This is a genomic window from Serratia sp. CY55921 (genome assembly GCF_052167655.1).
Taxonomy (GTDB): domain Bacteria; phylum Pseudomonadota; class Gammaproteobacteria; order Enterobacterales; family Enterobacteriaceae; genus Serratia; species Serratia ureilytica.
In genome coordinates this window covers 226,440-239,159 of record NZ_JBJNMU010000005.1, presented here as the reverse complement: position 1 = coordinate 239,159, position 12,720 = coordinate 226,440, and the positions used below count along the sequence as shown (strand labels likewise).

At 61.1% G+C, this 12,720-nt stretch carries 13 protein-coding genes; 5 read left to right on the top strand and 8 right to left on the bottom strand.

The features are described from left to right. Positions 1 to 22: 22 nt before the first annotated feature. Entirely contained in the window at positions 23 to 649 is a 627-nt protein-coding gene (locus ACJ8M3_RS20560; RefSeq protein ID WP_033644998.1) for a lysoplasmalogenase, read from the top strand. Positions 650 to 689: 40 nt separating this feature from the next. On the opposite strand, the gene ACJ8M3_RS20555 is transcribed toward ACJ8M3_RS20560, so the two are convergent. Beyond that, a complete protein-coding gene (locus ACJ8M3_RS20555; RefSeq protein WP_025304893.1) occupies positions 690 to 1,067 on the bottom strand; it encodes an AprI/Inh family metalloprotease inhibitor in 378 nt (125 codons plus the stop codon). 54 nt (positions 1,068 to 1,121) lie between these two features. Further along, the gene (locus tag ACJ8M3_RS20550) at positions 1,122 to 2,585 is read right to left on the bottom strand and encodes a serralysin family metalloprotease (RefSeq protein ID WP_033644999.1); all 1,464 of its coding nucleotides are present in this window, start codon (positions 2,583 to 2,585) and stop codon (positions 1,122 to 1,124) included. Positions 2,586 to 3,265: 680 nt separating this feature from the next. Here ACJ8M3_RS20550 and ACJ8M3_RS20545 point away from each other — a divergent pair. After that, positions 3,266 to 5,584 (top strand): zinc/cadmium/mercury/lead-transporting ATPase, encoded by a 2,319-nt coding sequence (locus ACJ8M3_RS20545; RefSeq protein ID WP_442514722.1) that lies wholly within the window; start codon positions 3,266 to 3,268, stop codon positions 5,582 to 5,584. Between the two features lie 59 nt (positions 5,585 to 5,643). Here the strand turns inward: ACJ8M3_RS20545 and ACJ8M3_RS20540 are convergent, their stop codons facing one another. From ACJ8M3_RS20540 to tusA, 3 genes are all read right to left on the bottom strand, one after another. After that, entirely contained in the window at positions 5,644 to 5,919 is a 276-nt protein-coding gene (locus tag ACJ8M3_RS20540) for a type II toxin-antitoxin system RelE/ParE family toxin (protein ID WP_033645001.1), read from the bottom strand. Continuing rightward, positions 5,919 to 6,119, bottom strand: coding sequence for a type II toxin-antitoxin system RelB family antitoxin (gene relB / locus ACJ8M3_RS20535; RefSeq protein WP_223524348.1), 201 nt, complete (start codon positions 6,117 to 6,119; stop codon positions 5,919 to 5,921). The genes ACJ8M3_RS20540 and relB overlap by 1 nt, the downstream gene beginning before the upstream one ends. A gap of 61 nt (positions 6,120 to 6,180) precedes the next feature. Continuing rightward, positions 6,181 to 6,426 carry a sulfurtransferase TusA gene (gene tusA, locus ACJ8M3_RS20530; RefSeq protein WP_025304890.1) on the bottom strand — a complete coding sequence of 82 codons (246 nt, stop codon included), beginning with the start codon at positions 6,424 to 6,426 and terminating at the stop codon, positions 6,181 to 6,183. A 221-nt stretch (positions 6,427 to 6,647) separates the two neighbouring features. Between tusA and ACJ8M3_RS20525 the strand changes: the two genes are divergently transcribed. The 3 genes from ACJ8M3_RS20525 to ACJ8M3_RS20515 all read left to right on the top strand — a co-directional run bounded on the left by ACJ8M3_RS20525 (position 6,648) and on the right by ACJ8M3_RS20515 (position 8,427). Next, positions 6,648 to 7,307, top strand: coding sequence for a 7-cyano-7-deazaguanine/7-aminomethyl-7-deazaguanine transporter (locus ACJ8M3_RS20525; RefSeq protein ID WP_042783454.1), 660 nt, complete (start codon positions 6,648 to 6,650; stop codon positions 7,305 to 7,307). A gap of 41 nt (positions 7,308 to 7,348) precedes the next feature. After that, on the top strand, positions 7,349 to 7,783 hold the full coding sequence (locus tag ACJ8M3_RS20520; RefSeq protein ID WP_033652424.1) for a GNAT family N-acetyltransferase: 435 nt from the start codon (positions 7,349 to 7,351) through the stop codon (positions 7,781 to 7,783). Positions 7,784 to 7,863: 80 nt separating this feature from the next. Further along, the gene (locus tag ACJ8M3_RS20515; protein ID WP_025304887.1) at positions 7,864 to 8,427 is read left to right on the top strand and encodes a DcrB family lipoprotein; all 564 of its coding nucleotides are present in this window, start codon (positions 7,864 to 7,866) and stop codon (positions 8,425 to 8,427) included. A 34-nt stretch (positions 8,428 to 8,461) separates the two neighbouring features. On the opposite strand, the gene glpC is transcribed toward ACJ8M3_RS20515, so the two are convergent. Genes glpC through glpA form a run of 3 tightly spaced genes read right to left on the bottom strand, consistent with a single transcriptional unit; the run spans position 8,462 to position 12,565 of the window. Continuing rightward, positions 8,462 to 9,661: an anaerobic glycerol-3-phosphate dehydrogenase subunit GlpC gene (gene glpC, locus ACJ8M3_RS20510; RefSeq protein ID WP_033652425.1), complete on the bottom strand. Its 1,200-nt coding sequence runs from the start codon at positions 9,659 to 9,661 to the stop codon at positions 8,462 to 8,464. Next, on the bottom strand, positions 9,658 to 10,926 hold the full coding sequence (glpB, locus tag ACJ8M3_RS20505; RefSeq protein ID WP_089195354.1) for a glycerol-3-phosphate dehydrogenase subunit GlpB: 1,269 nt from the start codon (positions 10,924 to 10,926) through the stop codon (positions 9,658 to 9,660). Before glpB ends, glpC begins: the two co-directional genes overlap by 4 nt. Next, positions 10,916 to 12,565: an anaerobic glycerol-3-phosphate dehydrogenase subunit A gene (glpA, locus tag ACJ8M3_RS20500; RefSeq protein ID WP_033645008.1), complete on the bottom strand. Its 1,650-nt coding sequence runs from the start codon at positions 12,563 to 12,565 to the stop codon at positions 10,916 to 10,918. The genes glpB and glpA overlap by 11 nt, the downstream gene beginning before the upstream one ends. Positions 12,566 to 12,720 lie beyond the last annotated feature (155 nt).

Below are 12,720 nucleotides of genomic sequence, written 5' to 3'. Positions count from 1 at the left end.
CTCCTACATAAGGAAGACATAAATGAGTTGGCCGTTCCTTGCCGTATTCTTTTCCGGTTGGCTGTTCGTCGACGCCTCTTACCGTGGGCCGCGCTGGCAGCGTTGGGTGTTCAAACCCGTCACGCTGCTGCTGCTGTTGCTGTTGGCCTGGCAGGCGCCGGTGCTCAGCGCCGCGGGCTATCTGATCGTACTCGGCCTGCTGGCAACGCTGATCGGCGATGCGCTGCTTCTGTTGCCGCGCGAGCGGGTGCTGTACGCCATCGGCGCCTTTTTCCTGTCCCACTTGCTGTACACCCTGAGTTTCGCTAGCCAGATGACGTTCAGTCTGTTCTGGCCGCTGCCGCTGGCGCTGCTGGCGATCGGCGCATTGCTGCTGGCCGCCCTTTGGACCCGGTTGGAAGAGATGCGTTGGCCGATCGTCACCTATGTGGCGATGACGCTGCTGATGGTCTGGCTGGCGGGCGAGCAATATTTCCTGCGCAGCACCGATTTCGGCTTCTCGCTGCTGACCGGCACCTCGCTGCTGCTGCTGGCCAACGTGGTTTGGCTGCTCAACCGCTACCGCTTCACCTTCCGCGCGGCGGACGCCATCGTGGCTTTCTGTTACTTCTCCGGCCACTTCCTGATCGTGCGTTCGCTCTACCTGTAGAGACCTGCCGCGGGTTCGGCGCGCCGAACCCGTTTCTTCATCAAGCCAGCGCTTTCAACGTCAGGGCATCACCCGCACCCAGCTGATTGCGGTACAGATCGCCGTCGCGCGAGAAGAACGCCAGCGTGCTGCCATCCGCCTGCAGCAGGGCGATGCCGTCCGGCGCCGGGCGCCAGCCCACCACCTCGGCCGCAAATACGCTTTGCAGACAACGCTGCCGATCCACCAGCTGGTAGCCGTTGGTCTCGCTTTGCTCATTGGCCAGAAACTCGATTTGGCATTGCCGTTCGCTGTCGGCTACCTGCCATTGCCCCGCCAGCGACTGCGCGGTCGGCAGCGCCAGACTGCCGGCCATCACCGCACTCGTCACCATCATGCCTCCCGCCGCCAGGGCGGCGCGCGTTAAAGTACCTTTCATACCGGCTCCCACATCACGCCCGGCCGAGACTGCGCCGGGCGCTCCGTTGCTGCGTTACACGATAAAGTCAGTGGCGACGTCTACCTGACCGACGATTTTCACCAGGAAGTCAGGCGCCTGATGACCACCGATGTTCACCGACAAATCGGTCACGTTGTTGGACGCGTTGTAGCTCAGCAGCGCTTCACCGGCCGCGCCGCTGAAGTGATCGACGAAGTGAATGAAATCGCTGCTTTGCGCTTCTTTGTTGAAGAACGAAAGATCAATCTTGTCGATCCCTTTCTGGAAGTCGCGGATCCAGTCTGAAGCGCCCGGCGCGGAATCGCTGGCGGCAGAGAACACGAAGATGTCTTTACCGGCACCGCCCCACAGCTCATCCGCCCCGCCGCCGCCGAACAGCACGTCGTTACCCGCGCCGCCTTTCAGCACGTTATTGGCCGCGTTGCCGACGATCACGTCGTTGCCGGAACCGCCAATGGCGTTCTCGATGGTCACACCGGCGGCGATCGAGACGTTGCCTTTCAGGCCGCCCACGTCGGAGAACGACTTCTCGTTCAGGTTGATGCGCTGGTTAGCGGTATAACCGGAGAAGTCGAAGGTATCGTTGCCGCCCGCATCCCAGGCCGCAAAGATCACTTTCTGCGAATTGCTGGTGGTGCTGAGGAAGTCACGACCGGTGTTGGAGTTAAAACCGTACACGGTGTCGCCGGTGCGGGTCGACAGGTTGGCGCCATACAGATGTTGAATGGCGGCAATGTCATCCAGCAGCGGAGCTGCGGCGTAATGACCGCCGTTATCACCACCGGTGTTGGTTTCGCTCCAGTAGCTCATCAGGCTGAACTGACGGGTGTCTTCCGCATAAGTGACGTCGCGATAGGTCGGGTTGCCTTCACCGGCGTTGTAATCGCCCGGATGGCTCAGACCCAGCGCATGGCCAATCTCATGGGTAAACGTCTGGCGGCCGTAGTCTTCGGTCGCCGGATGCTTCACGTTGGACTGGTTGACGTTGTACCAGGTCTGGCCCCCCAGATCCTGCCCCTGCCAAATGGTGTTCGGCAGGAAGGCGTAGGCCTGGGTGCCGTAATCATAGTGGCCGGGACGATCCTGGCTGTAGTTACCGAAGGTGATGTTGGCCTTTTGTCCGGCCGCCACTTCGGTAAAGGTGATATTGGCGACGTCGGCCCAGGACTGCAGCGACAGCTTAGCCTGCTGCTGCTGTTCCGCGCTGAACTTGCTCAGCCCGGTGTCGCCGGCGACGTTGGTGGAAGAGAACTTATAGTCCGGGAAGGAGAAGGTTAATTTGACCGGCTGGCCAAATACCTTGTAACCGTTCCAGGTTTGGTTCTCACGGGTAATAAACAGCCCAGCTTGCTCGTTAGAAAATGAATCCTTGCCATTAATCTGAATCCCGTTGCCCCGCTCATGATAATGCAACAGGTCGTCTACAGCATCGTAGCCGGTTGTGGCGGCCGCGAAGTTGGATTCAGTAATTTCAATTGCCTTTTTAGTAGATTGCATTGGTTCGATTCCACTCATTACCTGATTGATATCAATCAGACAGATAGACATAACCTCCCCGTAAGCCACGGTTAATGAACCTTAAGCTTGCTGGAAGGGGCTTATGCGCCGTTACCGGCAGTGTGTTTGGTAGAATTAATGCATATATATCAGCAAATAAGATCACCATTAAAAATGGTAATCGATTCCAATTATAGGCAGGACCGCAAAACTGCACATAAAATAATCAACCATTTATTATCGCAACGAAAGTTTGTTATGCTACTTTTTGCGCTTATTTACAAAACAAATGAAACTTAGAGAGGAGAAGTTGGCACCAAACTTCAATAGCAATGCGGCTTGCAGACACAAGCGAATCATGCTGGCTAATCAGGCGCCAAAAGATAAATTTTGCTAACGCGTTATAGATAAATAACTCTTTATTATTAGACCGGGCGACTTTTTAGTTTCTATAGGAATATTATTTTCTTATTTAAACTAACGGCGGCGAGACTTTTTCTCGAAATAGGTAATAAGAAAAAGCAATAGATTAAAATTCGCATTATTCATTATTGAATGAATCCCCCCATAACGCCTGAACGCCGTTAGCAATAATTCTCATCCGGCGCTTGACTCTGGAGTGGACTCCAGGGTGTAGAGTCAGCTGAGCAAAACCGGTTAACTGCCCGAAGGGGGACGTTATGCACAATCAGCAAAATCATAATCATCAGGAACATCACCACGCCGAAGGCGGATGCGGCTGCAACCACAGCCACAGCAAAACCCAGCATGGCTGCAGCAGCGAGCCGAAAAACGCCGCTGCGCAGACCGAACACGCCCATCACCATCACGATCATGGCGAGAGCGGCTGCTGCGCCGCCGCCCACGGCGATCCGGACGAGGAAAGCGACAGGCTGGCCGCCGCTCCCCCTTCCGGCAGCCAACGTTTCAGCTGGAAAGTCACCGGTATGGACTGCCCCAGCTGCGCCAAGAAAATCGAAAATGCCGTCACCGCGCTCCCCGGCGTTGACAGCGCACGCGTATTGTTCGCCACCGAAAAACTGGTGGTCGACGCACAGTCCGATATCAGCCTGCGGATCCAGGACGCGGTCGCCCAGGCCGGTTTTACCCTGCTCGGCGCTCAGACAGCCAAAGATGCCGTGCCAAAAGCCTCGCGCTTCGGCGAATTTGCGCCGCTGCTGTTGTTAACCACCCTGATGGTGGTCAGCTGGGTGCTGGATCGGATTAACCCGGAGCTGGGTCGCATCGCCTTTATCGCCACCACGCTGGTCGGGTTGGCGCCGGTCGCCGCGAAGGCGCTGCGTCTGATTCGCTCCGGCACGCCGTTCGCCATCGAAACGCTGATGAGCGTGGCGGCCATCGGCGCGCTGTTCATTGGCGCCACCGCCGAGGCGGCGATGGTGCTGCTGCTGTTTATGGTTGGCGAGCTGCTGGAATCCTACGCCGCCAACCGTGCGCGGCGCGGGGTGAAGGCGCTGATGGAGCTGGTGCCGGAAGATGCGCTGCTGCTGCAAGGCACGGAACGCAAACGCGTGCCGGTCGCCAGCCTGCGCCCCGGCGACGTGATTGAAATCGCGCCCGGCGGGCGTCTGCCGGCCGACGCCGAACTGCTCAATCCGTTCGCCAGCTTCGACGAAAGCGCCCTGACCGGCGAATCGGTGCCGGTCGAGCGTCAACGGGGGGAAAAAGTGGCCGCCGGCAGCCTGTCCGTCGATCAGGCGGCACAGATGAAGGTGATCTCAGAGCCCGGCAAAAACGCCATCGACCGCATTCTGCAATTGATTGAAGAGGCCGAAGAGCGCCGCGCGCCGATCGAACGCTTCCTCGATCGCTTCAGCCGCTACTACACCCCGGCCATTATGCTGCTGGCCGTCGCGGTGATCCTGGTGCCGCCGCTGCTGTTCTCGCAGCCGTGGGAGACCTGGATCTATCGCGGCCTGACGCTGCTGCTGATCGGCTGTCCATGCGCGCTGGTGATCTCGACACCGGCGGCCATCACATCTGGGCTGGCCGCCGCCACGCGGCGCGGCGCGCTGATTAAAGGCGGTGCGGCGCTGGAGCAACTGGGCCAGATTCAAACCATCGCCTTCGATAAAACCGGCACCCTGACCGAAGGCAAGCCGACGGTCACCGACGTGCTGCCCATCGGCGCGCTCACCGAACAACGGCTGTTGCAGCTTGCCGCCGCGGTAGAGGCCGGTTCACATCACCCGCTGGCGCAAGCGATCATTAACCGCGCCGCCGCCAGCGGTGCCGAGCTGCCGCTGGCGCAGGCGCGCCGCGCCCTGGCCGGGGTCGGTGTGGAAGGGATCGTGGACGGCAAGACCGTGCTGATCAGCGCGCCGGGCAAGCTGGCGCCGGGCCTGCTCGACACCCAATGGCAGAGCCAGGTAGACAAGCTGGAAAACGCCGGTAAAACGGCGGTGGTGGTGCTGGCAGACGGCGCGCCCATCGGCTTGCTGGCGCTGCGCGATACGCTGCGCAGCGACGCCAAACAGGCGATAGCCGAACTGAACGCGCTGGGTATTCGCGGCGTGATGCTGACCGGGGACAACCCGCGCGCCGCCGCGGCGATCGCCGGCGAGCTGGGCCTCGACTATCGCGCCGGTCTGTTGCCGGAAGATAAAGTCGCCGCGGTTACCGAGCTGAACGAACTGCGCCCGACGGCGATGATCGGCGACGGCATCAACGACGCCCCGGCGATGAAAGCCTCCAACATCGGCATCGCCATGGGCAGCGGCACCGATGTGGCGCTGGAGACCGCCGACGCCGCCCTGACCCACAACCGGCTGGTGGGCGTCGCGGAAATGATCCGCATCTCGCGCGCCACCCACGCCAATATCCGGCAAAACATCACCATCGCGCTGGGATTGAAAGGGGTCTTTCTGATCACCAGCCTGCTGGGGTTAACCGGGCTGTGGCTGGCAGTGCTGGCGGACTCCGGCGCCACCGCGCTGGTCACCGCCAACGCGCTGCGGCTGTTGAGAAAGCGCCAATAACGTGACGCCAGGCCGGGTTCCTCAATGGGAACCCGCCATTATCGATTGCAGCGAAGATACTAAGGATATTGTCGGCGCGTATGTAACACCCGCAACACCCGGATGTGAGTTTCCAGCACCTGGTAAATCAGGAGATAATGGGGATGCAAGGGGATTTCATGCGTGCCGTCCACTCTGCCACGCCGGAAAATTCGAGGATGCCTGGCGGCGGGAGTGACGGCCTCCATGATGAGAACCTTCATTTTTCTGGCTGCCAGAGGGTTATCGTTGGCGATGAATCCCACAATCTCCGCCAGATCCTGACGTGCGGCTCGAGTCCATTCGATGTTGAGCATTATGCCTGCTTCGCGTTGATCCTGGCTTCTGCAGCAGCGATAACAGCATCCATTTCAGCCATCACGTCATCATGAGGAATACCGGGCCACGGCTCATCCATGGCTTCCTGAACTCTTTCAAGAAACCAGCGCTCATAGCCCTGTGTGTGTTCCTCATTTTCCATCTTGGCAACCGTAGGCAGTAGTAAAATACTCATCATCGTTTGTCCCTTTCTAACGCTCCCCAATCGCAGGGAGCTTATCTTACGAGACGATTAAAAACTATACACCTTTCCGTAACAGATAACGGTATGGCGCCTGCTCGGTCTCCTGCGCCACCAGCGTGTGCTCCATAAAGCGGCAGAACCCCGGGATATCGCGGGTAGTGGCCGGATCGTCGGCGATAATCAGCAGCGTTTCGCCGTTGTCCATATGGCGCACGGTTTTGCGCACCATCATCACCGGTTCCGGGCAACGCAGCCCCAGCGCGTCGAGCGTCTGGTCTGCCTGGGCAAATAAGTCAGTCATGCAATTTTTCTCGTTCAAAAACGATCGGCGAACGCTCGCCGCATCTCATTAGCGCCTAGTTTACGCCGGTAGTTTTTCTGCGCAAGATGCGTTAACGTTTGCGTTAAATTTAACCATTGCATTGGTTGCGCAAACGCGTATCATGCCGCCGCGCAGCGTTTTTTGCTGTTTTGACAAGACACACTGGGTTCCCTCACCCCACTGCTAAAAAGGCTACAAGTATGTATTCGTTTACCGCACAGCAGCGCTTCACGGCGTTGGTCTGGCTTTCGCTGTTTCATATCGCCATCATTACCTCCAGCAACTACCTGGTGCAGCTGCCGATCAGCGTTTTCGGCTTCCATACCACCTGGGGCGCCTTTACCTTCCCGTTTATCTTCCTGGCGACCGATCTGACCGTGCGCATCTTCGGCGCGCCGCTGGCGCGGCGCATCATCCTGGCGGTGATGGTGCCGGCGCTGTTCATCTCCTACGTGATCTCCACCGTCACCTATCAGGGAGAATGGCAGGGCTTCGCCGCGCTGAGCAGTTTTAACCTGTTCGTGGCGCGCATCGCGGTGGCCAGCTTTATGGCCTATGTGCTCGGCCAGATCCTCGACGTACACGTCTTCAACCGCCTGCGTCAACGCAGCGCCTGGTGGGTGGCGCCGGCGGCGGCGATGTTCCTCGGCAACATCAGCGATACGCTGGCGTTCTTCTTCATCGCCTTCTATAAGAGCAGCGATCCCTTCATGGCCAACAACTGGGTGGAGATCGCGCTGGTGGATTACAGCTTCAAGGTGATGATCTGCCTGCTGTTCTTCCTGCCGATGTACGGCGTGTTGCTGAACATGCTGCTCAAACGCATCGCGGCGCGCAGCGGCAGCCTGCAGCCGAGCTGAGCCGTGCTATTCTGGGCGGCCTTATCCTTTGGAGGCCGCTCATGACCCCAATCGTCCGCACCGCCACGCTCGAAGAAATCCACCGCCTTTACCAACGCATCCCCGAATTCGGCGGCCTGCACAGCCTGGCCGATCTGCAGCAACGTATCGGCGCCGCCCCCGCCAGCCTGTTGATCGCCGAGATAGGCGGGCAGCCGGCCGGTTTCAAACTCGGTTATCAACGGCAGGAAACGGTGTTTTACAGCTGGCTGGGCGGCGTGCTGCCGGCATTCCGTCGCCACGGCGTGGCGCAGGCCTTGTTGGCCGAACAAGAGCGCTGGGCGCGGGCGCAGGGCTATCGCCAACTGACGGTCAAAACCCGTAACCGGTTCCGCGCCATGCTGACGATGCTGCTCGCCCATCACTATCAGATTGTTCATCTGGAAAAGAAAGGCGAAGTGGCTGATTATCGGCTATTACTGGAAAAAAACTTGTGACAACATCTGCCTTGCATTTCAACCTGGAATAGGTTGCGATACGACAGTGAATCCCTACCGGAAAGGAAGAAGGAAGCCCGATGCGTAAAGTAGCGAAATTGATGGGTATCAGCCTGCTGGCGCTTGGCCTCGCGGCCTGCGACGGCAACACCAAAGACACCAAGGCAGCGCCAGACGGCGCGGCGGCCAGCGCGCCGGCCGGGCAGCAGGTGAGCCTGCTGGACGGTAAACTGGCGTTCACCCTGCCGGTCGGCATGGCGGATCAGAGCGGCAAGCTGGGCAACCAGGCCAACAACATGCATGTTTACGCAGACAGCACCGGTCAGCGCGCAGTGATCGTCATCTTGGGCGACAAGACCGCCGACAGCCTGGAGACTCTGGCCAAGCGCCTGGAGAACACCCAGCGCGCGCGTGACGCCAACCTGCAGGTGATCACCAACAAAGCGCTCGACGTCAACGGTGTGCCGCTGCGTCAGCTGGACAGCATCATCACCAGCGGCGGCGAGAAAGCCTATTCTTCCGTCCTGATCGGTTCGCTGAACAACAACATGCTGACCATTCAGGTGACGCTGCCGGCGGACAACCAGCAGCAGGCGCAGACTGAGGCCGAAGGCATCATCTCCACCCTGAAGCTGAAGCAGTAATCCCGCAGGGGCCGGTTCGCCGGCCCCTGAGTCTTTATGCCAACGCCTGCGCCAGCAGGGTGATCGGGTGTTCGCAGCGTTTGCTGGTGGACATTTCGATCTGCCACTTGCAGGTCTCGCAGTCAGTCACCACCAGATCCACTCCGCTCTCTTCTATCTGCCGGAACAGCGGCGCGCCAATGCCTTGCGACGTGGCGTAGTTCTCCGATTTGAACCCGTAAGTGCCGGCGATGCCGCAGCACTGCGAATCCAGCACCACCAGCTCCAGCCCCGGTATCTGCCGCAGCAGCTCCAGGGTGTAGGCGGTCCAGCCCATCTTCTCCATATGGCAAGGCGTGTGATAAGCCACCCGCAGCGGCGTGCGCTTGAGCGGCAGGCTGCGCCCCTGATTGATCAGGCGATAGAGATAGCGCGTCGCCAGCTCCACCCGATCGCGCACCGCAGTGGTGTCTACGTCCAGCAGATGAGGGTATTCGTCACGCAGGGTGAAGGTGCAGCTCGATGAGGTCGCCACCACCGGAATGCCGCGCTCCAGCACCGTTTCATGCAGCGATTCGGCATTGACCCTGGCCTGCTTTTTAGCCTGGTCGATAAACCCGTTGGCGATCAGCGGCACGCCGCAGCATTTCTCGCGTTTCAGCAGTTGCACGCCGATATCCAGCGCGTTGAACACCCGGACCAAATCCTTGCCCAGCTGCGGGTGGTTATAGTTGACGAAGCAACCGTGGAAAAATGCCACCTGCTCGGCGTAACGCTGCTGAGCCTGCGCCTGTTGCCGGTACCAGCGGCGGAAGGTGCCGAAGGAATATTTCGGCAGTTCGCGCCGGTGGTCGATCTTCAGCGCCTTGTCCAGCAGTTTGCGCACCGGTTTCAACCCGGTGGCGGCGTTGACGATCGGCGCAAACGGCGTCGACAGCGATCCCATGATATCGGTATGGCTGAGGATGGCATCGCGCAGCGTCGGCTTGCTCTGGGCGAAGTCGGCGCGGGCGCGCTGAATGATGTCGCCGATTTTGACGTCGGACGGGCAGGCCACTTCACAACGCTTGCAGTTGGTGCAGTATTTCAGCGCTTCGTCGTACAGCGCCGGGTCTTTCAGCCGCAGCCGCTCACCGTCCGGCCCCGCCTGTTTCGGTCCCGGGTAAAGCGGGTTCACTTTGGCGACCGGGCAGTAAGTGGTGCAGACGGTGCATTTGATGCAGCTTTCAAAGCTGTGGTCCCGATGCAGGCTCATACGTTCTCCTCCGCGGCGATCTGCTGCGCGACGTGCAGCGCGCCGATCAATGACACGCCGGCGCCGCAGCCCTGCTGCAGCGGGTCGTAGCCGCCGGCGACCGCGCCGATGGCGTACAGGTTGTCGAACGGCACTCCCTGCTTCATCGCCCGCAACCTGCCGTCGGTACGCACGCCGAACTGCAGGTAAGGCTGCGGCGCGAACAGCTCGCGTCGGCTCCAGTCGGCGCGATCCGCCCGACTGTGTACGTCCAGCCCGAAGATCGGTTCGCGCACCCCGTCGAAATCGGCCACCAGTCCATTGCTGAAGAAGCTGCCGCTGGCCAGCACCACCTGCTGCGCCCGCAGCGGAATATCGCCGTGGTTGCGGGTGTACAAACCGGTGACGCGGCTGGCCTCGCTCTCGGCGCGCAGCACGCTGTCGCCCGGCATGAAAACGCCGCCCAACTGCTGGAAACGTCGCCGCAGCGCCTGATGCAAGCGCATACCGGGCACCGAAGGCGGCAACGTCGGCAGCAGTCGGATCGGCTTGCCGACCGCATCCTGCAGCACCGCCAGCGACGCGTCGTCCTCCAGGCCCAGACAGGCCGGCAGGAAGAGCGCCTCGGCCTCGCCCGCCAGCCGCCGCAGCTCTTCGGCCATCGGCGGCAGGCTTTCCATCAAATCCAGTACCCGGGCGATGTTCACCGCGCGGAACTCGCTGGGATTATTGCGCAATCTGTCCAGCGCCGGCATGTGCAGATAGGCCACGTCCGTCTGCACGCCGAGCTCGCGGCTCAGGGCGTCGGCGGCCATCTGCGGTTGGAAGTCGAGGAACCCTTCGATGCCGATCACCGCAATACGCCGCCACGGCAGTTGGCCGGTCAGCGGCAGCGTCGGGATCGCCTGCGGGCTGAGCCAGGTGGCGCGGCGCGTGCCGAGCGGCGTGATGCGCAGATGGTTGTTCACCCCCTCGCCCTGCAGATTCAGCCCGCAGCGTTCCAGCAGCCGCTGCGCGGCGGCGGACAGCGCCGCCACCCGGCCGGGCCCGATCAGGGCGTACGGATGCTGCGGCGCCTGTTGCGCCAGCTGCGGCAACGCCGCCAGCGGCATCTCGACCGGCGTGCCGTCCGGCAATCTCGCCAGCAGATCGAGCGAGCCGGAGGAGAAGTAGAGCGCGCTCTGGCCAGAACTAACCACCGCGCAGCGCTTGCCCTGTTCGGCCACGGCAATGGCGCAGCTCAGGCCCGCCAGACCACCGCCAATCACCACAACGTCAAATCGCATCATCCGCCTCCTGCTCCTGGTCGGCCTGGGCTTCAAGCCCGCATAATCCCTGGTAAACCCAACTGGTGAATTCGCTCTCGCGCAGCGCATCGCCCCAGGCGATCGGCCGTACGCCTTTCCAGCGTTCGTTGAGGAACTGCGACAGCTGCGCGATGGATTGCTGCGGCGTGCTGACGTTAAAGCGCGTCAACAGCCCGGCGGCGCGGCAGGCGCAGAGTTCGCCCTGGCAGGTGCCCATGCCGACACGGGTGCGGCGGCGCAGATCCACCAGATTATTGACGGTCAGCGAGTTGACCGCATAGCGCACTTCCCCGGCGGTCACCGCCTCGCATTCGCACACCAGGCTGGTGTCGAGCCGATCGGCCGCCGGCACCTGGCTGGCGCGATCGCCGTGCCGATAGATCGCCGAGCCGCGAATGCTGGCGGGCAGAGAAACCACGCTGCGCACCGTTTCCTCCGCCGACTGACGGGATCCGGGCAGCGCGTCCTGCGCGGTGGTGCACGGACTATTTACGCCGAGCTTTTCGCATACCTTGTCGGTGGCCCACTCCGCCATCAGGCGGTAGGTCATCAGCTTGCCGCCGGTGATGGTGATAAACCCTTCCAGCCCGTCGCGGGCGGCGTGATCGAGCAGCACGATGCCGCGGCTGACGTTGCGCCCGCTGGGATCGTCGTCGCTGGCCACCAGCGGCCGCACCCCGGCATAGGCGCGCAAAATGCGGGTCTGCGCCAGGGTGGGCGCCAACAGCGCCCCTTCGCGGATCAGAATGTCCACCTCCTGCGGGGTCACCAGCATGTTGTCAATTTGGTCGTAGTCGATATGGGTCGAGGTGGTGCCGATCAGCGAGATGGTGTCGCCCGGCACCAGGATGTCGGCGTCCGCCGGTTTGCGGCAGCGGTTGATCACCATGTTGTTGATGCGATGGCCGAGGATCAGCAGCGCTCCCTTGGCCGGGAACATGCGGATGCGCAAATCGGCGTATTCGGCGATCTGCTGGCCCCAGATACCGGCGGCGTTGACCACCACCGGCGCGTGCAGCTCATAGCGCCGCTGATTCTGATGGTCGTAAACGCGCACGCCCGTCACCCGATCGCCGCTGCGCAGCAACCCCACCACCTGATGGTAGGTCAGGATCTGCGCGCCGTGCTCGCGCGCGTCCAGCATGTTGGCGGCGGTCAGCCGGAAGGGATCGACGGTGCCGTCCGGCACCCGCACCGCGCCGATCAGCGCCGGGTTGGCCGCCGGCTCCAGGCGCAGCGCCAGCTGCGGGTCGATCGCTTCGGCGTCGATGTCGGCCTGGCGACAGGCGGCGATAAACTGTTGCTGATAGTCCAGCGAGTCCTGCGGCAAGGTGATGAACAGCCCATCGGTGCGCTCGATGCAGTGGTGGGCAATGCGTTTCAGGATGCGGTTCTCTTCGATACACTCGCGCGCCGACTCGCCGTCGGTCACCGCATAGCGCGCGCCGCTGTGCAGCAAACCGTGGTTGCGGCCGGTGGCGCCGGTGGCGATGTCGTGGCGCTCCAGCAAAATGCATCGCAAGCCGCGCCGCGCACAGTCGCGGGCAATGCCTGCGCCGGTGGCGCCGCCGCCGATGATGATCACATCCGTTTCGCCGCCGTCAAAATAGCTGCTCATGTCGCTCCCTCAGGATCGGTAGTTATGAGCCTATTGAGCCACGGTTATTAGGGTCTTTGTTTGATAAGGAACAATAACGAACATAAAACGAAATAAAAATGTCCACAAAAAACCATCAATGTGATCATAATCACGATTTTTGGACGTTTTTCTAT